Below are 20,192 nucleotides of genomic sequence, written 5' to 3'. Positions count from 1 at the left end.
TGTGGTTAGCCACCATGAGCGGCACATCGCAGCTGCGCCCGGGCCTGTCGCAACGGCAGCTCAACATGATCGCCATCGGCGGCGTCATCGGGGCCGGCTTGTTCGTCGGGTCGGGTGTGGTGATCCGCGACACCGGGCCGGCGGCATTCGTGACGTATGCGCTCTGCGGCGTGCTGATCATCCTGGTGATGCGGATGCTGGGCGAGATGGCCAGCGCCAACCCGTCCACGGGATCGTTCGCCGATTACGCGGGCCGGGCGCTGGGCGGCTGGGCGGGATTCTCCGTCGGCTGGCTGTACTGGTACTTCTGGGTCATCGTGGTCGGCTTCGAGGCCGTCGCTGGCGGGAAGGTGCTCAACTACTGGTTTCCCGTGCCGCTGTGGCTGTCGTCGCTGGGTCTGATGCTGCTGATGACCGCGACCAACCTGTTCTCGGTGTCCTCGTTCGGCGAGTTCGAATTCTGGTTCGCCGGAATCAAAGTCGCGACCATCGTGGCCTTCCTGGGCCTCGGCGTGGCGTTCGCGTTCGGCTGGTGGCCGGGCCGGCACCTAGACTTCTCCGGCCTGTACGCCCATGGCGGTTTCTTCCCGAAGGGCGTGTGGGCCGTGTTCGGCGCGATCGTGGTGGTGATCTTCTCGATGGTCGGCGCCGAGGTCGTGACCATCGCCGCCGCCGAGAGCCGCGACCCGGAGCGCGCCGTGCATCGCGCCACCAACTCCGTCGTCGCCCGCATCGCGATCTTCTTCGTCGGGTCGGTTTTTCTGCTCGTCGTGGTGCTGCCGTGGAACTCGGTCGAGCTCGGCGCGTCGCCGTACGTCGCGGCGCTCAAGCACATGGGCATTCCGGGCGCGGATCAGCTGATGAACGCCGTGGTGCTCACCGCGGTGCTGTCGTGCCTGAACTCCGGCCTGTACACGTCGTCGCGCATGCTGTTCGTGCTGGCCGAGCGCGGGGAGGCGCCGGCCCACCTGGTCAGGATCAGCGGGCGCGGGGTGCCGCACGTCGCGATCGTCTTCTCGTCGGTGGTGGGCTTCCTCTGCGTGCTGATGGCCTGGCTCGCGCCGGACACGGTATTTCTGTTCCTGCTCAACTCATCTGGCGCGATCATCCTGTTCGTCTACCTGCTGATCGCGCTGTCACAGATCGTGCTGCGACGACGCACGCCGCCCGAGAAGCTGCGGGTGAAGATGTGGTTCTTTCCGGTGTTGTCGGTGCTCACGGCCGGCGGAATCGTCGCCGTGCTGGTGCAGATGGCGTTCGACCACAAGGCGCGCAGTCAGCTCTGGCTGAGCCTGCTGTCCTGGGCGGTGGTGGTGGCGGTCTATTTTGCGTCTGCTCGCGCTAGGAACGCCAGGCCCGCTCGACGGCCTTGACGACCGCGGTCAGGGTCGCGTTCACGGGAGCCTCGACGCCGACGCGGGCGCCCTGGCGCGGGACGGCGCCGTTGATCACGTCGATCTCGCTGACCCGGCGCGCCTCGTGGTCGAGCAGCGCGGACGGCTTGGCGTCGGGCATGCCGGCGCCGAAATTCCGCACATGTTCGACGGGATCGGTTACGCCGACGGCGATTCCGGACGCCCGGGCGACGTTCCAGGCCTCCGTCGCCGCTGCCCGGCTGACGGGGCCCATGTCCGCGTCGTCCATCACCTGCCCGACGGTCATGCCGGTCAAAGCGCACGGCGCGCTGTAGGCGACGTTGCAGATCAGCTTCTCCCACTGCATGGCCGCGATGTCGGTGACGGCGGCGGCGTCGAATCCGGCGTCGGTCCAGGCCGCCGCGATCGACTCGACCGTCGCCAACGGCAGCGACGAGTACGCGCCGAAACGCATGGCCCGCATCGCGTTATGGTGCACGTGGCCTGGGGCGACGCGCGACGCGCCGAACCCGCTGGCGATGCCCACGGCCACCCGTTGCTCCCCGACGATCCCGGCGACGGTGTCCGCCGAACCGAGACCGTTCTGGATGGTCAGCACGGGCGTTTCCGCGCCGAGCAGCGAAAGCGCTTGCCGGGCACCGGTTGTCACGTCGGCGGCCTTGACGGCGAGCACGATCAGGTCCATGGGCTCCGACGGTGCGACCGTGGCGGCCCGCAGCGGCACCGTCCGATCGTAACCGGGGCCGGTGACCCGCAGCCCGTCCCGGGCGATCGCCTCGACGGCGGCCCGGTAGCTGTCGACGGCCAGCACGTCGTTGCCGGCGGCGGCCAGCCGGGCGGCATAGATGGAACCCATTGCACCGCAACCGATCACCGCGATTTTCATGCGCTCGATCCTAACTCGGCGATCAGCTCCGCCAGGCCGGCCTTCTGCTCCAGCCCGAAGCCCGGCGCGTCCGTCGGCGTGATCCGGCCGTCGGCAAGGGCGCAACCAGAGGAGTAGCCGCCGAAGGGCTGGAACACACCCGGATAGGACTCGCAACCGCCCAGGCCGAGGCCCACCGCGATGTGCAGGTTGATCAGGTGCCCGCCGTGCGGGAAGGCGAACCGGCGGTCGAATCCATGCGCCTCGAGCACGTCAAGCATCCGGGCGTACTCGGTCAGCCCGTAGCTCAGGCCCGCGTCCATCTGGAAGACGTCGCGCCCCGGCCGCATGCCGCCGTAGCGGACCAGGTTCACCACGTCGGGCACGGAGAACAGGTTCTCGCCGGTGGCGACGGCACCGTCGTAGTAGGCAGTGACCGCGCGGTTCAGCTCGAAATCCAGCGGGTCGCCGGGCTCTTCGAACCAGCGCAGGCGGTAGGGGGTCAGCGCGGCCGCCCACCGGGCCGCCGTCGTCGCGTCGAACCGGCCGTTGGCGTCGACGGCGACCCGCGCACCGGAGCCGACGACGTCGATCACCGCCTCGACGCGAGCCAGGTCCGCACGCATGTCGACGCCGCCGATCTTCATCTTCACCGCGTCGTAGCCGAGGTCGAGGTAGCCGCGCATCTCGTCGCGCAGGCGGTCCAGGCCGCCGCTCGGGTAGTAGTAGCCGCCGGCGGCATAGACCCGAACGCTGGCCAAAGGCTCGCGCCCGAAGCGGCGCGCGATCGTCGCGAAGGCGGGTTCGCCGTCGAGCTTGGCGTTGAGGTCCCAGCATGCCAGTTCCAGCGCGGCGGCGGCCGCGGCCCGATCGCCATGGCCGCCTGGTTTCTCGTCGCGCAGCGCGCAGGCCAGCACGGCCGATGGGTCCAGCCGGCCGGATCCGTCGAGCACCGATTCGGGCGGGGCCGCGAGCACGCGGGGGATCATCCGGTCGCGCAGGATCCCGCTCTGGGCGAACCGCCCGATCGAGTCGAAGGCGACCCCAGTGCCGGCGGTCGTGATCACCGCGACCAGCGAGACGGTGTGGCCGCCGAAGTTGACCAGCGCGTTGGCGGGGGCGCCCTGCAGCGCGACCGGCATCTCCCGGATCGCGGTGATCCGCATCAGTCGATCTTGGTGAACAGCACCGCCTGCTCCCACGGCAACCGGGCGAAAACCGCGCTCCCGCGGGTCACATGCGAAGCCGCGACGTCCCGGCTGACTATCTGCGGGTCGGTGATGCCAATCGTCTTGCCCTTGCGGCGCATCTTGCCGCTGCCCGCCGCCCGCAGGTTCTTCAGCCAGTCGCGGTCGGGGCCGTAGGCCAGCGGGACCGCCACGCCGGGCTTGCCGTCCACGCTGGTCGTGAATGCGCTCACCGGCGTCCGATAGGTCTTCCCGGAGCGACGGCCGACGTGCACGATGATGCCGTACCCGGGGGCCCAGCCGGCCCACATCCGCTGAATCGGGTTGGTGACATGGCGGTTGAACCGGGCGAGCCGTTGCGGAAATTGCATGCGACCCATCCAACCCGCGGCGCGGATCGACATCAACCGGTGGCCGCGCGAGCGCCGCTCGGTCGTGGCCACTGCGCGACGCACCACCGCCATCAGCCGGATTTAGTGAGCAGGACGGCCTGGTCGAACGGCGGCCGGGCGAAGGATTTCCGCCGGTCGATGACATGCTTGGCCGCCTCGGCCTTGCTGACGACCCTGGGGACGGTGATGTCGAAGGTCTTGCGCTTGCGGATTACCCGCCCGCCCCCGGCGGCGGTGAGGTTTTTCAACCAGTCACAGTCAGGGCCGTAGGCCAGCAAGACCGCGATACCGGGCGTGCCGTCGACGTCGATGTCGAACGCCGACACCGGGGTGCGGTACGTCTTGCCGGAGCGCCGTCCGACATGCTCGATGATCGCGAACATCGGGGCCCAGCCGGCGAACGGCATTTCGAGTGGGTTGGTGACGCGGCGGTTGAACCGGGCCATTCGACGCGAAAGTTGCATACCTGCTATCCAAGTCGCGGACACCGGCCGCGTTCAACCCGGATACGTTTGGGCTGACCTCGCGCGTGCAGCTCGCCCAGGAGGTCGCCCGGCACTGACTCTTACACCCTGTAGTTGATCCGGCCGCGAAGGCTGGGACACTGGTCGGCATGGGTAGCACTGACCAGGCGACTGCCAGCGTGCGCGCATCCGCGCGGCTGTTCGAGGACGCCTGCCGGGTCATCCCCGGCGGGGTGAACTCGCCGGTGCGGGCCTTCAGCGCGGTGGGCGGGACGCCGCGCTTCATCACCGAGGCGCACGGCTGCTGGCTCACCGACGCCGACGGCAACCGCTACGTGGACCTGGTCTGCTCGTGGGGGCCGATGATCCTGGGCCACGCGCACCCGGGCGTCGTGGACGCCGTCGCCAAGGCCGCCGCGAACGGGCTGTCGTTCGGCGCGCCGACGCCGGCCGAGACCGAGTTGGCCGCCGAGATCATCGGCCGGGTGGCGCCGGTGCAGCGGCTGCGGCTGGTGAACTCCGGCACCGAGGCCACCATGAGCGCCATCCGGCTGGCCCGCGGGTTCACCGGTCGGGCCAAGATCGTCAAGTTCTCCGGCTGCTACCACGGCCACGTCGACGCGCTGCTCGCCGACGCCGGCTCGGGCGTCGCCACGCTGGGCCTGCCGTCCTCGCCCGGCGTCACCGGCGCCACCGCGGCCGACACGATCGTGTTGCCCTACAACGACATCGACGCCGTGCGGCAAACGTTCGCCCGGCACGGCGACGACATCGCCGCGGTGATCACCGAGGCCAGCCCGGGCAACATGGGCGTCGTCCCGCCCGCGCCCGGCTACAACGCCGCGTTGAAGACGATCACCGCCGAGCACGGCGCGCTGCTGATCGTCGACGAGGTGATGACGGGCTTCCGGGTCAGCCGAAGCGGTTGGTACGGCGTCGATCCGGTGGATGCCGACCTGTTCACCTTCGGCAAGGTGATGAGCGGCGGGCTGCCGGCGGCCGCGTTCGGCGGCCGCGCCGACGTGATGGAGCGACTGGCGCCGCTGGGGCCGGTGTACCAGGCCGGCACCCTGTCGGGAAACCCGGTGGCGATGGCCGCGGGGTTGGCGACGCTGCGGGCCGCCGACGACGCGGTCTATGCCGCCTTGGACCGCAACGCGGATCGGCTGGCCGGGCTGCTTGCCCAGGCGCTGTCGGACGCCGGTGTGCCACACCAGATTCCGCGGGCCGGCAACATGCTCAGCGTGTTCTTCACCGAGACGCCGGTGACCGACTTCGCGTCCGCCCGGGCCAGCCAGACGTGGCGCTATGCCCCGTTCTTCCATGCCCTGCTGGACGCGGGCGTGTACCCGCCGTGCAGCGCGTTCGAGGCGTGGTTCGTCTCGGCCGCGCTCGACGACGACGCGTTCGGCCGGATCGCCGACGCTATGCCCCTTGCCGCCCGGGCGGCCGCCGAGGCCGCGGCCGACGCGGGGGAGGCGTGATGGCCGAGCAGACCCGCGTCCACGTGATACGCCACGGCGAGGTGTACAACCCCACCGGCATCCTCTACGGGCGGCTGCCCGGATTCCACCTGTCGGACCGGGGCCGCGAGCAGGCGGCCGCGGTCGCCGACTTCCTGGCCGGCCGCGACGTCGCCGCGGTGATCGCCTCGCCGCTGCAGCGGGCCCAGGAGACCGCGGCACCCATCGCCGCCGCGCACGACCTGCCGATCGACACCGACCCGGACCTCATCGAATCGGCCAACTTCTTCGAGGGCCGCAAGGTCGGCCCCGGCGACGGCGCCTGGCGCGACCCGCGGTTCTGGTGGCAGCTGCGCAACCCGTTCCGGCCGTCGTGGGGGGAGCCCTACACCGAGATCGCGGCACGCATGGCGACCGCGGCGGACAAGGCGCGGGCGCGCGGCGCCGGACACGAAGTGGTGTGCGTCAGCCACCAGTTGCCGGTGTGGACGCTGCGCATGCACGTGACGGGCAACAGGCTCTGGCACGACCCGCGGCGCCGGGAATGCGGTCTGGCCTCGGTGACGACGCTGGTCTATGACGGCGACGCCCTGGCCGGCGTGGAGTACGCGGAACCGGCGGCGACGTGATCGCGCGCCGGGCGATCGCCGGGGTTCTGCTCGCTTGCCTGGTCGCGGGTTGCTCCGGACGCGACGCGGTCGCGCAGGGCGGCACGTTCGCGTTCGTCTCCCCGGGCGGCAAGACCGACATCTACTACGACCCGCCGGCCAGCCGCGGGCGTCCGGGCCCGCTGTCCGGGCCCGACCTTGCGGACCCGAGCCGCAAGGTGTCACTCGACGACGCCGGATTCACCGGCAAGGTGGTCGTCGTCAACGTGTGGGGTCAGTGGTGCGGGCCGTGCCGCGCCGAGGTCGGCCAGCTGCAGAAGGTGTACGACGCCACCCGCGACGCCGGCGTCGCGTTCCTGGGCATCGACGTCCGCGACAACAGCCGCGACGCCCCGCAGGATTTCATCAGCGACCGCCACGTCACCTATCCGTCGATCTACGACCCCGCGATGCGCACGCTGATCGCGTTCGGCGGCAAGTACCCCACCACCGTCATCCCGTCCACGCTGATCCTGGACCGCCAGCACCGGGTCGCGGCGGTGTTCCTGCGGGAACTGCTGGCCGAGGATCTGCAGCCGGTGGTGCAACGGGTGGCTGCCGAAGCCGCGGGAACCCCGGCGTCATGACCGGGTTCGCGCACCTCGCCGCCGCCGGGCCGCTGCTGGTGGCGCTGGGCGTGTGTGTGCTGGCCGGGCTGGTGTCCTTCGCCTCGCCGTGCGTGGTGCCGCTGGTCCCCGGCTACCTGTCGTACCTGGCGGGCCTGGTCGGGGTCGTCGGCGTGGACGAGGCTCCGCAAGCCGGTGCCGTCAAGGCGCCGCCGGCGGCGCGGTGGCGGGTCGTCGGGTCGGCCGCGCTGTTCGTGGCAGGGTTCACCACGGTGTTCGTGCTCGGCACCGTCGCGGTGCTGGGCATGACGTCGGCGCTGATCACCAACCAGGTGCTGCTGCAACGGGTGGGCGGGGTGCTGACCATCGTGATGGGCCTGGTGTTCCTGGGCTTCATCCCGGCGCTGCAGCGGCAGGCCCGCTTCAGCCCTCGGCAGCTGACGACGGTGGCGGGGGCGCCGCTGCTGGGCGCGGTGTTCGCGCTGGGCTGGACGCCGTGCCTGGGGCCGACGCTGACGGGGGTGATCACCGTCGCCTCGGCCACCGAGGGGGCCAACGTGGCGCGCGGCATCGCGCTGGTGATCGCCTATTGCCTGGGGCTGGGGATTCCGTTTGTGCTGCTGGCGTTCGGCTCCGCGGGGGCCGTCGCGGGCCTGGGCTGGCTGCGCCGACACACCCGGGCCATCCAGATCTTCGGCGGGGCGTTGCTGATCGCCGTCGGCGCCGCGCTGGTCACCGGGTTGTGGAACGACTTCATCTCCTGGCTGCGCGACGCCTTCGTGTCCGACGTGAGGCTGCCGATTTGACGGCGCCCCCGCGAGCAGACACAAAAGCACCCAAAATGGGCCATTTTGGGGGACTTTTGCGTCTGCTCGCGCAACGGTGCCGCAACCTGTGGCGGTCGCTGACGTCGATGGGCACGGCGTTGGTGCTGCTGTTCCTGCTGGCGCTCGGCGCGATCCCCGGCGCGCTGCTGCCGCAGCGCAGCCTCAACGCCGGCAAGGTCGACGAGTACCTGCGAAGCCACCCGGTGATCGGCCCCTGGCTCAACGCGTTGCAGGCCTTCGACGTGTTCTCCAGCTTCTGGTTCACCGCCATCTACGTGCTGCTGTTCGTCTCCCTCGTCGGCTGCCTCACGCCGCGGATGATCGAGCAGGCCCGCGGCCTGCGCGCCAAGCCGGTGGCGGCCCCGCGCAACCTGGCCCGGCTCCCCAAGCACGCCGCCGCCGAGGCCGACGGCGACCCGCACGACATCGCCGCGGCCATGACCGCGAGGCTGCGCGGCTGGCGCACGTCCACCCGCGAACAGGGTGAAGCGGTGGAGGTGTCCGCCGAGAAGGGCTACCTGCGCGAGTTCGGCAACCTGCTGTTCCACTTCTCGCTGCTCGGCCTGCTGGTCGCGGTCGCCGTCGGCAAGCTGTTCGGCTACGAGGGCAACGTGATCGTCATCGCCGACGGCGGGCCCGGCGTCTGCTCGGCGTCGCCGGCCGCGTTCGATTCGTTCCGCGCCGGCAACACCGTCGACGGCACGTCACTGCACCCGATCTGCCTGCGCGTCAACGACTTCCAGGCGAAGTACCTGCCGTCGGGCCAGGCCACCTCGTTCGCCGCGGACATCGCCTACCAGTCCGGTAACGACCTGGCGGCGAACACCTGGCGGCCCTACCGGCTGGAGGTCAACCACCCGCTGCGGATCGGGGGCGACCGGGTGTACCTGCAGGGCCACGGCTACGCCCCGACTTTCACGGTGACGTTCCCCGACGGGCAGACCCGCACGTCGACCGTGCAATGGCGGCCCGACAACCCGCAGACCCTGCTCTCGTCGGGCGTGGCGCGCATCGACCCGCCCGCCGGCAGCTACCCCAGCGCCGAGGAACGGCGCATACACCAGATCGCGATCCAGGGCCTGCTGGCGCCGACCGAGCAGCTCGACGGCACCCTGCTGTCGTCGCGCTTCCCCGCGCTGGACGCGCCCGCGGTGGCCGTCGACATCTACCGCGGCGACACCGGGCTGGACACCGGGCGCCCGCAGTCGCTGTTCACCCTGGATCCGCGGCTGATCCAGCAGGGCCGGCTGACCAAGGAGAAGCGGGTCAACCTGCGCGTCGGCGAGCAGGTCCGCATCGACGCGGGGCCGGGCGCGGGCACCGTCGTCCGGTTCGACGGCGCCGTGCCGTTCGTGAATCTGCAGGTCTCCCACGACCCGGGCCAGCGGTGGGTGCTGGTGTTCGCCATCACGATGATGGCCGGGCTGCTGGTGTCGCTGGTGGTGCGCCGGCGCAGGGTGTGGGTGCGGCTGACGCCGGCCGGCGGCGCGGCCCCCGGTACGGTGAACGTCGAGCTGGGCGGCTTGGCGCGCACCGACAACTCGGGGTGGGGCGACGAGTTCGAGCGCCTGACTGAGCGGTTGTTGGCCGGGCTGGACACCGCGAGCGACACGACCGCCCAAAGGAGTTCTCAGGTGGACGTCAAATGAACACCGTGCACGTCGACATCGGCCTGTCCAGGTACTCCGACTGGGCGTTCACGTCGGCGGTGGTGGCGCTGGTGGTGGCGCTGCTGCTGCTGGCGTTCGAGCTGGCCTACGTCGGCGGCCGCCGCGTCGAAACCCGCGACCGGGTGCTGGCCGGTGCCGTAGCGGCCGACAGCGCGACGCCCGGGGTCGTCGCGGAAGGCCCGCAGCGGCCGTTCGACGAACGCATCGGACGGGCCGGGCTGTCGGTCACCTACCTCGGCATCGGGCTGCTGTTCGCCTGCATCGTGCTGCGCGGCCTGGCCACCACGCGGGTGCCGTGGGGCAACATGTACGAGTTCATCAACCTGACCTGCTTCTGCGGCCTGGTCGCGGGCGCGATCGTGCTGCGCCGCCCGCAGTACCGGCCGCTGTGGGTCTTCTTGCTGGTGCCGGTGCTCATTCTGCTCACGGTGTCCGGCCGCTGGCTCTATGCGAACGCGGCGCCGGTGATGCCCGCGCTGCAGTCCTACTGGCTGCCCATCCACGTGTCGGTGGTCAGCCTCGGTTCGGGGGTCTTCCTGGTCGCCGGCATCGCCAGCATCCTGTTCCTGCTGCGCACGTCGCGGTTGGGGGAACCGGGCGCCGAGGGCGCGCTGGCCCGCATCGTGGGGCGCTTCCCCGACGCGCAGACCCTGGACCGGGTCGCCTACCGAACCACGATCTTCGCGTTCCCGGTGTTCGGCTTCGGTGTGATATTCGGCGCAATCTGGGCCGAGCAGGCGTGGGGCAGGTACTGGGGCTGGGACCCCAAGGAGACGGTGTCTTTCATCGCATGGGTGGTGTACGCGGCGTATCTGCATGCCAGGTCAACGGCAGGATGGCGGGATCGGAAGGCGGCCTGGATCAACGTCGTGGGATTCGTCGCCATGGTCTTCAACCTGTTCTTCGTTAACCTGGTGACTGTAGGCCTGCATTCCTACGCGGGCGTCGGCTGACCGATCGTCGGCATTCGGCCCGGTAAGTAACCGAGGGGCCAAGCAGTGGCCCAAAGGGGGAATTCGACGTTGTCTGAGCACCCGATGGGCGCGGGGGCGCCGCCCACCGCACGCGGCCCCGCGGTCGATCATCCGACCAGGGAGTTGCCGCCGACGCCGTACCCGCCAGGACGCGAGGGTCCGCCGCCCGCCGACGGCGGCGCGGAACCTCCGACCCGCGCCTTCGCCGGATTCCGCACCGAGGCGCGACGTCCCGGAATAGACCCCCGCGGTGTCGTTCCGCCGACCGCACCCGGCGGATTACCGCCCTGGGACGCGGGCCCGGTCACCGGTATCCGGCCGATCGAACCGGGCTTCGGCGGCTACTACACCGGCCCGGTCGACAAGGCCGCGCCGCCGCAACCGCCGGTGGATGCCCCGTACCGCCCGGAGAAGGTGCCGCACACGCCGTACCCGGAGCTGTCCACCGGCATGCTGCTGCGACCGGTGAAGCCGCCGCCCTCGGAGGGCTGGCGCCGGCTGCTGTATGTGGCGTCCGGGCGGATGATCAACGTCGGCGAGAGCCCGCGGGCCGCGCGGCACAACGACCTGGTGGCCCAGATCAACCGGCCGCTGCGGGGTTGCTACAAGATCGCGGTGCTGTCGCTGAAGGGCGGCGTCGGCAAGACCACGATCGCGGCGACGCTCGGATCCACCCTGGCCTCCGTCCGCGGCGACCGGGTCGTGGCCGTCGACGCCAACCCGGACCGCGGCACGCTAAGCCAGAAGATCCCGCTGGAGACGGCGGCCACCGTGCGGCAGCTGCTGCACGACGCCGGGACCATCGAGCGCTACAGCGACGTCTGCCGCTACACCTCGCGCGGGCCAAGCGGCCTCGAGGTGCTCGCGTCGGACAGCGATCCGGCCGCGTCGGACGCCTTCAGCGGCGAGGACTACAACCGCGCCCTGGGGATCCTGGAGCGGTTCTACGGCCTGGTGCTCACCGACTGCGGCACCGGGCTGCTGCACTCGGCGATGTCGGCGGTGCTGGACAGGTCCGACGCCCTGATCGTCGTCAGCTCGGGTTCGATCGACGGGGCGCGCAGCGCGTCGGCGACGCTGGACTGGCTGGACGCGCATGGCCACGAAGACCTGGTGCGGTCCTCGGTCGCGGTGATCAACGCGGTGCGGCCACGGTCGGGCAATGTCGACATGCAGAAGGTCGTCGACCACTTCTCGCGGCGTTGCCGCGCCGTGCGGCTGGTGCCGTTCGACCCGCACCTGGAGGAGGGCGCGGAGGTGGATCTGTCCCGGCTGCGGCGGCAGACGCGGGAAGCGCTCACCGAGTTGGCCGCCGTCGTCGCGGGCGGTTTCCCGGCCTAACGAAAGTCTTTCCCTAGCCGTCGCAGGAATTCCGGGTCGTCGTCGGGCCCGATCACGCGGGTCTTCGGCCGGTTCGCCTGGGCCCTGGCCGCGCGCCAGCCGAAGTAGACCAGCGTCCCCAACACCAGAACGAGGAGCAGGTAGATCACTCAACACCTCCTTTGAGCGAATATACCTGCGCCGTAGTCTCTAGCTGTGTCAAAAGCGCGGAACGGCCCCGCCACAGGGGATGCCACCAGGGACCGAGTGGCGCTCGACGTGCTGCTCTACGCCGCGTTGCGGCTGCTGCTGGTGGTGGTGGTCGGGTGCGCGATTTACGGGGTGGCGCTGATCCTGGGGGTCCGGCAGTTCCCCGTCGTCGTCGCGGCGCTGTTCGCGTTCGTCATCGCGATGCCGCTGGGGATCTGGATCTTCGCCCCGCTGCGCCGCCGCGCCACCGCGGCGCTGGCGGTCGCCGGTGAGCGTCGGCGCGCGGAACGGGACAAGCTGCGCGCCCGGTTGCGCGGTGAGGACGTGCCCGACGAATCCGAGGTGTCCGACGAGCCGGACGGGGACTGACGCCGCTGGCGGCTACGTGTCGAAGTGCTGCGGCATCCGCACTACCTGTGCGGCGTAGCTCAGACCAGCACCGTAGCCGAGCAGCAGGGCCAAGTCGCCCGGCTGGGCCGCGCCCGTCGTCATCAGTTCTGCCATGGCCAGCGGGATGGACGCCGCCGAGGTATTTCCGGCGTGTTCGATGTCGTTGGCGACGACGACGTCCTCCCGCAGCTTCAGGTTCTTGACCAGCAGCTCGTTGATGCGGCTGTTGGCCTGGTGCGGGACGAAGACGTCGATCTGATCCGGTCCGACGCCCGCTAGTTCCAGCGCGCGGCGCCCGACGTCGCCCATCTTGAACGCCGCCCAGCGGAACACCGCGGGGCCTTCCAGTCGCACGAAGGGGCGTGGGCCACTCGGGTTCTGCGCAAAGGTGATCCAGTCGATGTCCTGGCGGATGGCGCTGGACTGTTCGCCGTCACTGCCCGCGACTGTGGGCCCGATGCCCTGGGTGGGTGTCGCGCCCACTACGACCGCGGCGGCGCCGTCGGCGAAGATGAAGCAGTTGCCGCGGTCGGTCATGTCGATGGTGGGGGAGAGCTTTTCGGTGCCGACAACCAGCATCTTGGTGGCGCCCCCGCCGCGGATCATGTCGGCGGCCGTGCTGAGGGCGTAGCCGAACCCGGCGCAGCCGGCGGACAGGTCGAAGCCAAGTATGTCCTTCGCGCCCAGGGCCGCCGCGACCATCGGCGCGGCCGGCGGCGTCTGCAGGAAATGGGTGTTGCTGGTGAAGATCACACCGTCGATGTCGGACGCGGCCAGTGACGCGTTCTTGAGGGCGCGCCGGCACGCCTCGGTCGCCATGGACGCGGCGGATTCGTCGTCGGCGGCGAAGCGGCGGCTCTTGATGCCGGTGCGGGTGTAGATCCACTCGTCGGACGAGTCGATGTTCTCGCAGATCTCCTCGTTGGTGACCACCCGCTCGGGGCGGTAAGCCCCGACGCTGAGCATCCCGATGCTCTTGACCCCACTGGCCGTGGCGATCTCCGTCATGCCGGTCCTCGTTTGCTCTTAGCTGGGCTAGTCACCGTGATCGACTGTAGACATGTCCGCGCGAGCAGACGCGAAAGCCCCCAAAATCGCCGCCATCGGGAAGTTCACCACCAGCGGGAGCGCAATGCCGGGTGCCCGCCCTGACCAGGAGTCGCGGGTACCCTCCGGCGTCGGTGACGAGGCCCGATCAGATCAGCCGTTAGAGCCGTTGGCGGCATCGTTTCCACCTTGACCGCCGGCACCGCCGGGTCTTCCGCCGTCGCCGCCGTCGCCGCCCCGGCTCGACTCGCCGTAGCCGGGTCCACCGCCGTATCCGCCGTCACCGCCGTTGCCGCCCTGGCCGGTGGCACCCGGACCGGTGCCTCCGTTGCCGCCGTTGCCGCCATTCCCACCGGTGCCGCCAACGGCTCCCAGGGCAGGGTCGAAGAAGTCTCCGCCACTGCCGCCGGTGCCCCCGTTGCCGCCGCCGCCGCCCGCGCCGGCGACCCCTTGAGCGCCGCCAGGGCCGGAGCCGGCCGCCCCACCGGCGGCTCCGTTACCGCCGTCGCCGCCGTCGCCGCCTGCGGCGCCCGAGCCACTGACGCCGTAAGTGCCGCCGGTTCCGCCGGAGCCGCCGGCACCGCCGTCGCCGCCGGAACCACCCACGCCACCTCCACCGCCACTGCCCGCGGTGGAACCGTTTGTTCCATCACCGCCTTGGCCGCCTTGGCCGGCATTGCCACCCAAGCCGCCGGTTCCGCCCTTGGCGCCGTCACCGCCGGGGCCGTCTGCGCTTAGGGTGTAACCGCCCACTCCGCCGGCGCCTGCGTCCCCCGCGGCGCCGCCCTGGCCACCGTTACCGCCGGCACCCGCCGTCCCGCCCGGCCCACTGGCATCGCCGCCGCGCCCGCCGTCGCCCCCTTGGCCGCCGCCGGCGCCGTTGCCGCCGACGCCGCCCGTCCCCCCCGCGGTGCTCGCGGTGTCGCCGAACCCGCCGCTACCGCCGCTGCCCCCCTTGCCGCCGTTCCCGCCACCACCGCCGACCCCGGTGTTGCCGACGGTGCCGGCGACGCCAGCGCCGGCACCTGCAGCGCCGCCGCCCCCCGCCGCGCCGCCGTTACCGCCGTTGCCGCCGTCACTGCCGGCCGCGCCGCTGCCGCCATCGTTGCCGGTGCCCAGTTGTAGGAAAGGATCGTCGGAGGCGACGCCGCCGTCACCACCGTTACCGCCGTTGCCGCCCTGACCGCCATCGCCGCCATATCCACCGTTGCCGCCGTGACCGCCGTTGCCGTTGGTGCCGCCGACGGGTGCGGCGCCGCCCTGGCCACCTTGCCCCCCCGCTCCGCCGTCGTAGCCGTCGCTGCCGCTGGTAGAGGCCCCGCCTGCGCTCACGAGACCGCCATCCTTGCCATCGGTGCCAGCCGTGCCGATCGCGCCGCCGCCACCATCGCCGCCGTTGCCGCCGGTACCGCCGGTGCCGGCGTGGCCCGCGTCTCCGGGCTTGCCGCCGCTGTCGCCGGGCGCGCCTCCGAGGCCGGCCGCGCCACCCGTGCCGCCGTTGCCGCCGTTGCCGCCCGGACCACTTTGGCCGTAGCCGCCCTGGCCGCCATCACCGCCGTATCCGCCGTTGCCGCCGTTGCCGCCGTTGCCGTTGGTGCCGCCGTAGCCGGACGTGCCGCCCTGGCCGCCGTTGCCACCCGCGCCGCCGGTGTAGCCGGGGCCGCCGTCCTGGCCAACGCCGCCGTAGGTCCCGTAGCCGGCATCGCCGCCGAGACCGCCCGTGCCGCCGTTGCCGCCGTCGCCCGCATTGCCGATGCCGCCCGCCTTGCCCGCGCCAGTGCCGGCGAAGCCGCCGAGGCCACCCGCACCGCCGGTTCCGCCGGTTCCGCCGGTTCCGCCATTGCTGCTGACGAGGTCGTCGGTGAGGCCGTAGCCCCCGGTTCCCCCGGTCCCGCCGTCGCCGCCGGTGCCGCCTTTGCCGCCGTCGCCGTTGGTGCCGCCGGCGGCTGCCGCGCCGCCCTGGCCGCCCTGTCCGCCCGCGCCGCCGACATAGCCGTCGACGCCCTGGCCGCCACCGGACGCGCCGGTGCTGCCTTGGCCGCCCAGTCCGCCTCTGCCGCCGGTACCGCCGGTGCCGCCGGTGCCGACGTCGCCCACCTGTCCCGCCTTGCCGTCCCCGGTGCCGGCGTCGCCACCAGCGCCGGCGGCACCGCCGTTGCCGCCGTTGCCGCCGTCACCGCCGGTGGTGTTTGGGGTGCCATTGCCGCCGCCACCACCGCCGCCCCCGACAACGGCATTCGCGTGGAACGTGCCGTTGCTGGTCCCACCGGTGCCGGTGGCGACACCGGTGCCGCCGTCGCCGCCAGTGCCACCCTGTCCACCTTGGCCGCCCTTGCCGCCGTCGCCGTTGGTGCCGCCCAAGTCGGCTGATCCGCCTTGGCCGCCTTGGCCGCCCGGGCCGCCGTCGTCGCCAGCGGTGCCTTTGCCGCCGCCCGCGGCGCCGGGCGTGCCGTTGGCGCCCACGCCGCCGTTGCCGCCGTCGCCGCCGTCGCCCCCGGTGCCCACGGCACCCGAGTTACCATCTTTGCCGGTACCGGTTGCGGTCCCTGCGCTACCGCCCTGGCCGGCCTCTCCGCCGGTGCCGCCGGTACCGCCGGTCCCGCCGACGGCGTTGGCGCCGTTGACGCCGTCGCCACCTTTGCCCCCGTCGCCGCCGGTACCACCCTTGCCACCGGGCCCACCGTCGCCGGCGTCTCCGGAGACCAGACCGCCACTACCGCCGGCACCGCCGGTTCCGCCGGCACCGCCCGTGCCGCCAGTGCCACCGGTTCCGCCGGCGGCGTCGGAGTCATCGCCGGTAAACCCGGTGCCACCTTGCCCCCCTTGCCCGCCTGTGCCGCCCTTGCCGTAGTCGCCGCCTCCGCGGCCGCCGGCACCGCCGGTGCCGCCGCCGCCGGGGTCGGTGGCGTCGGTACCCTTGCCGCCTTGTCCGCCTTGCCCGCCAGTGCCACCGCCGCCGTATTCCCCGCCGACACCCCCAACGCCGCCGACGCCGCCGGTGGCCCCCAGGGCGGTGGCGTCTGCCCCTTTGCCGCCTGTGCCGCCGTCCCCACCGCTGGTGGCCAGACCACCGGTCGCGCCGTGATCGCCAGGCGCCGAGCCGCCGCCGCCTTGGCCGCCGGCACCGCCGGTGGTCCCCGGGTCACCGCCCTGGCCGCCGGTGCCGCCGGTACCAGCGGCACCACCACCGGTAACGACGCCGTCGCCGCCGGTGCCGCCCTGTCCGCCTTGGCCGCTCGAACCACCGGCCCCGCCTGCGCCGCCGACGCCGTCATGACCTGAGCCGCCGACGGCCACGTGGCCGCCTGCCCCGCCTTGGCCTCCGACGCCGCCGACGCCGCCGGTGCCGCCAATTCCTCCGGTTCCGCCGGTGCCGTCGGCCGCCACGACACCATTTCCGCCGGTGCCGCCGGTGCCACCAGTCCCGCCCGCGCCGCCGGTGCCGCCGACGCCACCCGCCCCGCCGTCGCCGGACACCGAGCCGCCTAACCCTCCTTGACCGCCGACGCCGCCGTCGGCGCCCGTACCGCCGGTAAGCCCGTTGGCGCCGGTGCCACCTGGGTCGGCGGCGTCGCCGCCGTTCGCGCCTGGCGCGCCGATCCCGCCGGTGCCGCCTTGTCCGCCGGTGCCGCCCTTTCCGTTCAACCCGGCGTCGCCGCCGGTCCCGCCGGTGCCGCCGACACCGGGCGCCTTGTCGCTGCTGCCTTTGCCGCCGGCGCCGCCCTGACCGCCGGTGCCGCCGTTGTCGTCCGCGCCCGGGGCGCCGTTTCCGCCGGTCCCGCCCGCGCCGCCGGTGGCTCCGGCGGTGGTCGCATCGGCGCCTTTGCCACCGGTGCCGCCGTCCCCGCCGGTGGTGGAAAGACCACCAGTGTCACCCTGCACGCCGACGGTGTACCCAGAGCCGCCCTGCCCGCCCTGGCCGCCGGTGCTGCCGGGGTCGCCGCCTTGGCCGCCGGTGCCGCCGCCGCCGGCGGCGCCGCTGCTGTTCACCACGCCGCCGCCGCCGGTACCGCCATCACCACCCTGCCCGCTGGCGCCGCCGGCCCCGCCAGCGCCGCCGGCGCCGATGACCGGCGCGCCCTGAGTCAGGCCACCCTGCACGCCGACAGCCAGGCTGCCGCCGGCCCCACCTTGGCCGCCGGTGCCACCCTCTCCGCCGCCGCCGCCGGTGCCGCCGGTGCCGCCGTCGCCGCTGCCGGTGGGATTGCCGTCGGCGCCGGTACCGCCCTCGCCGCCTGCGCCGCCCGAGCCGCCGGTGCCGCCGGACCCGCCCAGGCCACCATTGCCCGACACCGTGCCGCCCACACCGCCGATTCCGCCGGTGCCGCCGCTGGCCCCGGCGCCGCCGTCGGCACCGGTGCCGCCCGTGGCGCCGGGCGCGCTGCCGACGCTGCCGTCAGCCCCGGACGCGCCGATCCCGCCGGTGCCGCCCTTGCCGCCGGTGCCTCCGGTACCGACCAACCCAGCGTCGCCGCCGGCCCCACCGGTCCCGCCGATGCCCGGGCCCATGCTGGACGTGCCTTTGGCGCCGGCACCGCCCTGACCGCCGGTGCCGCCGTCGTCGTTGAAGTTCGGGTCACCGTTGCCTCCGGCCCCGCCGGTACCACCGGCGCCACCCGGGGTGGTGGCGTCGGCGCCTTTGCCGCCGGTGCCGCCGTCACCACCAACGTTGGACGCCGCGCCATTGCCGCCGAGGGCGCCTTTGCTGAGGCCGGCGCCGCCCTGCCCACCGAGGCCGCCGGTGGCGCCAGGGTCACCGCCCTCCCCGCCGCTGCCGCCGGTTCCGGGATCGCCGCCGAGCCCGGCGACGGCGTCGCCACCCGTCCCACCTTCACCGCCTGCTCCGCTGGCACCACCGGTGCCGCCCGCACCGCCGACGCCGTCGTGCCCCGAGCCGCCGGCGGCCACGTGTCCGCCGACCCCGCCTTGGCCCCCGGCGCCGCCAGTGCCGCCGACGCCGCCGGTACCGCCCATACCGCCATTGCCGGTCGAGGTGGGATCGCCGTTTCCGCCGGTTCCGCCGGTGCCGCCAATGCCGCCCGCTCCGCCGGTCCCGCCGACGCCGCCGACGCCGCCGTCACCCGATTGCGAACCGCCCGCGCCGCCGGCGCCACCCGTCCCGCCGGTGCCGCCGGTGCCGCCGGTGGCACCGATGCCACCGGGGCCGCCGTTGCCGGGGGTTGTGGTGGCGCCACCCGTGCCGCCGCTGTCGCCGGAGTCGCCGCCGCTCGAGTCGCCGCCGCCGCTGGCACCGCCGCCGCCCTTTGCCCCGGCGCCGCCGGCACCACCGGCACCGCCGGCGCCGCCGTTGCCGACCACCTGGGCGTCGCCGCCGGCGCCGCCCTTGCCGCCTGTACCGGGAGCGGTATTCGCGTCGCCTGCGCCGCCGGCGCCTCCCGCGCCGCCGGCGCCGCCGTTCCCGGATAACGACCCCCCAGTGCCGCCGGTCCCTCCGTTGCCGCCCGTGTCGCCGACTTTGATGGCGTGTCCGCCAGCGCCTCCGGCGCCGCCGTTGCCGTATTCGCCGGCGGTGCCGCCCGCCCCGCCATCGCCGGCGGCGGTGTTGTCGGTTTTGGTGGGGTTGAAGCCGTCGCCACCGGCGCCGCCGTTGCCGCCGGTCGTCACCGCGGCACCGTTCACGCCTGTCGCGCCGGCGTGGGCCCCGGTGCCTCCGGCGGCCCCTCCGGCACCCCCGACCCCTGCGGCTCCGGGGTTACCGCCGCTGCCACCCGCTCCGCCATCGAGGAATTGAGCGGTGCCTTCCGCTCCCGCGCCACCGGTCCCGCCGGTGCCGGCGCTGCCGCCGGCCCCGCCGCTGCCCCCGTTGCCGCTGGCCCCCGCTATCCCGCCGCTCAAGCCTGCGGCGCCGCCGGCCCCGCCGGCCCCGCCGCGACCACCCATACCGCCATTGCCGCCGTCTCCGGCTGTGCCGCCGGCGCCGCTGTTGCTTCCTTGCACCCCGGTCGCGCCGTCCAGGCCGTCGCCCCCGGTGCCGCCAACCCCGCCGGTACCGCCCTGGCCGCCGCTGCCGCCGTTGCCGGACAGCAACCCGCCGCGGCCCCCCACCCCGCCCGCACCACCGGCGCCGCCGCCGCCGCCGTCGCTGCCGTTGCTCCCCGCGGTGCCAACCACACCCGTCCCGCCAGCCCCGCCGTTGCCGCCGTTGCCGATCAAGCCCGCGGTCCCGCCCGCCCCGCCAGCCTTACCCGGCGCACCCGACCCACCGTTGCCGCCGTTGCCGTACAGGATCCCACCCGCTCCGCCGGCTTGCCCGGTGCCCGGCGCCCCGTTGGCGCCGTCGCCGACCAGCGGGCGCCCCAACGCCAGCTCGGTGGGCGCGTTGATCACAGCCAGGAAATCCTGTCCCAGCGTTGTCAGCAGTGGAGTGTTGGCCGCCTCAGCGGACGCGTAATCGCCCGCACTCGCGCTCAGCGCCCCGACAAATCGTTCGTGAAACAGCGCGACCTGGGCGGTCAGCGACTGATACTCCCGGGCATAGGTCCCAAACAATCCCGCGATCGCCTGGGACACCTCATCGCCGCCCGCGGCCAGCAGATGCGTCGTGGGGCCTGCAGCCGCGGCGTTCGCGGACCTGATCGCCGACCCGATGACCGTCAGATCCGATGATGCCGCTGCCAAGACGTCAGGGGCGACGACCACTAACGATGACATGCGGGCTCCTATCGGCCGGGGTCTCCCGGACGCGACTTGGGCACAAGTATGTGACAGAGCGTGGCAAAATACGCGAAATTCTCCAAGATTCCACATGATTGCCGAAATTCATGCCAAATTCA

16 protein-coding genes are annotated in these 20,192 nt (G+C 72.9%); 9 read left to right on the top strand and 7 right to left on the bottom strand.

Annotation, left to right across the window (positions count from 1 at the left end; translation table 11 throughout):
- The first annotated feature begins 14 nt into the window (after positions 1 to 14).
- Positions 15 to 1,373 (top strand): amino acid permease, encoded by a 1,359-nt coding sequence (locus AC5Y5V_RS09180; RefSeq protein ID WP_499933121.1) that lies wholly within the window; start codon positions 15 to 17, stop codon positions 1,371 to 1,373.
- Here AC5Y5V_RS09180 and AC5Y5V_RS09175 read toward each other — a convergent pair.
- The 4 genes from AC5Y5V_RS09175 to AC5Y5V_RS09160 form a co-directional block, all read right to left on the bottom strand.
- A complete protein-coding gene (locus tag AC5Y5V_RS09175; RefSeq protein ID WP_499933119.1) occupies positions 1,342 to 2,262 on the bottom strand; it encodes a ketopantoate reductase family protein in 921 nt (306 codons plus the stop codon). The two genes, AC5Y5V_RS09180 and AC5Y5V_RS09175, sit on opposite strands and share 32 nt — an antisense overlap.
- Positions 2,259 to 3,407 (bottom strand): enolase C-terminal domain-like protein, encoded by a 1,149-nt coding sequence (locus tag AC5Y5V_RS09170; RefSeq protein WP_499933116.1) that lies wholly within the window; start codon positions 3,405 to 3,407, stop codon positions 2,259 to 2,261. The genes AC5Y5V_RS09175 and AC5Y5V_RS09170 overlap by 4 nt, the downstream gene beginning before the upstream one ends.
- A complete protein-coding gene (locus AC5Y5V_RS09165; protein ID WP_499933518.1) occupies positions 3,407 to 3,799 on the bottom strand; it encodes a nitroreductase family deazaflavin-dependent oxidoreductase in 393 nt (130 codons plus the stop codon). The genes AC5Y5V_RS09170 and AC5Y5V_RS09165 overlap by 1 nt, the downstream gene beginning before the upstream one ends.
- Before the next feature lie 92 nt (positions 3,800 to 3,891).
- Positions 3,892 to 4,284, bottom strand: coding sequence for a nitroreductase family deazaflavin-dependent oxidoreductase (locus AC5Y5V_RS09160; protein ID WP_499933114.1), 393 nt, complete (start codon positions 4,282 to 4,284; stop codon positions 3,892 to 3,894).
- A 149-nt stretch (positions 4,285 to 4,433) separates the two neighbouring features.
- On the opposite strand from AC5Y5V_RS09160, the gene hemL reads away from it, so the two are divergent.
- The 7 genes from hemL to AC5Y5V_RS09125 all read left to right on the top strand — a co-directional run bounded on the left by hemL (position 4,434) and on the right by AC5Y5V_RS09125 (position 11,772).
- On the top strand, positions 4,434 to 5,768 hold the full coding sequence (gene hemL, locus AC5Y5V_RS09155) for a glutamate-1-semialdehyde 2,1-aminomutase (RefSeq protein ID WP_499933111.1): 1,335 nt from the start codon (positions 4,434 to 4,436) through the stop codon (positions 5,766 to 5,768).
- Entirely contained in the window at positions 5,768 to 6,376 is a 609-nt protein-coding gene (locus tag AC5Y5V_RS09150; protein WP_499933108.1) for a histidine phosphatase family protein, read from the top strand. The genes hemL and AC5Y5V_RS09150 overlap by 1 nt, the downstream gene beginning before the upstream one ends.
- Positions 6,373 to 6,981, top strand: coding sequence for a TlpA disulfide reductase family protein (locus AC5Y5V_RS09145; protein WP_499933106.1), 609 nt, complete (start codon positions 6,373 to 6,375; stop codon positions 6,979 to 6,981). Before AC5Y5V_RS09150 ends, AC5Y5V_RS09145 begins: the two co-directional genes overlap by 4 nt.
- A complete protein-coding gene (locus tag AC5Y5V_RS09140) occupies positions 6,978 to 7,766 on the top strand; it encodes a cytochrome c biogenesis CcdA family protein (RefSeq protein WP_499933104.1) in 789 nt (262 codons plus the stop codon). Before AC5Y5V_RS09145 ends, AC5Y5V_RS09140 begins: the two co-directional genes overlap by 4 nt.
- Positions 7,767 to 7,852: 86 nt before the next feature.
- Positions 7,853 to 9,436 carry a cytochrome c biogenesis protein ResB gene (gene resB / locus AC5Y5V_RS09135; protein ID WP_499933514.1) on the top strand — a complete coding sequence of 528 codons (1,584 nt, stop codon included), beginning with the start codon at positions 7,853 to 7,855 and terminating at the stop codon, positions 9,434 to 9,436.
- Positions 9,433 to 10,410, top strand: coding sequence for a c-type cytochrome biogenesis protein CcsB (ccsB, locus tag AC5Y5V_RS09130; RefSeq protein WP_499933101.1), 978 nt, complete (start codon positions 9,433 to 9,435; stop codon positions 10,408 to 10,410). The genes resB and ccsB overlap by 4 nt, the downstream gene beginning before the upstream one ends.
- Positions 10,411 to 10,494: 84 nt before the next feature.
- On the top strand, positions 10,495 to 11,772 hold the full coding sequence (locus tag AC5Y5V_RS09125; RefSeq protein ID WP_499933512.1) for a MinD/ParA family ATP-binding protein: 1,278 nt from the start codon (positions 10,495 to 10,497) through the stop codon (positions 11,770 to 11,772).
- On the opposite strand, the gene AC5Y5V_RS09120 is transcribed toward AC5Y5V_RS09125, so the two are convergent.
- The gene (locus AC5Y5V_RS09120) at positions 11,769 to 11,921 is read right to left on the bottom strand and encodes a hypothetical protein (protein WP_499933099.1); all 153 of its coding nucleotides are present in this window, start codon (positions 11,919 to 11,921) and stop codon (positions 11,769 to 11,771) included. The genes AC5Y5V_RS09125 and AC5Y5V_RS09120 overlap by 4 nt on opposite strands.
- Positions 11,922 to 11,967: 46 nt before the next feature.
- On the opposite strand from AC5Y5V_RS09120, the gene AC5Y5V_RS09115 reads away from it, so the two are divergent.
- Positions 11,968 to 12,330, top strand: coding sequence for a DUF4229 domain-containing protein (locus tag AC5Y5V_RS09115; RefSeq protein ID WP_499933097.1), 363 nt, complete (start codon positions 11,968 to 11,970; stop codon positions 12,328 to 12,330).
- A 12-nt stretch (positions 12,331 to 12,342) separates the two neighbouring features.
- On the opposite strand, the gene fabH is transcribed toward AC5Y5V_RS09115, so the two are convergent.
- Both fabH and AC5Y5V_RS09105 read right to left on the bottom strand, forming a co-directional pair.
- Positions 12,343 to 13,359 carry a beta-ketoacyl-ACP synthase III gene (gene fabH / locus AC5Y5V_RS09110; RefSeq protein WP_499933095.1) on the bottom strand — a complete coding sequence of 339 codons (1,017 nt, stop codon included), beginning with the start codon at positions 13,357 to 13,359 and terminating at the stop codon, positions 12,343 to 12,345.
- 192 nt (positions 13,360 to 13,551) lie between these two features.
- Entirely contained in the window at positions 13,552 to 20,070 is a 6,519-nt protein-coding gene (locus tag AC5Y5V_RS09105; RefSeq protein WP_499933093.1) for a PE family protein, read from the bottom strand.
- Positions 20,071 to 20,192: the final 122 nt, after the last annotated feature.

The organism is Mycobacterium sp. NGS68, assembly GCF_059812195.1.
This window is presented reverse-complemented; position numbering and strand designations above follow the sequence as displayed.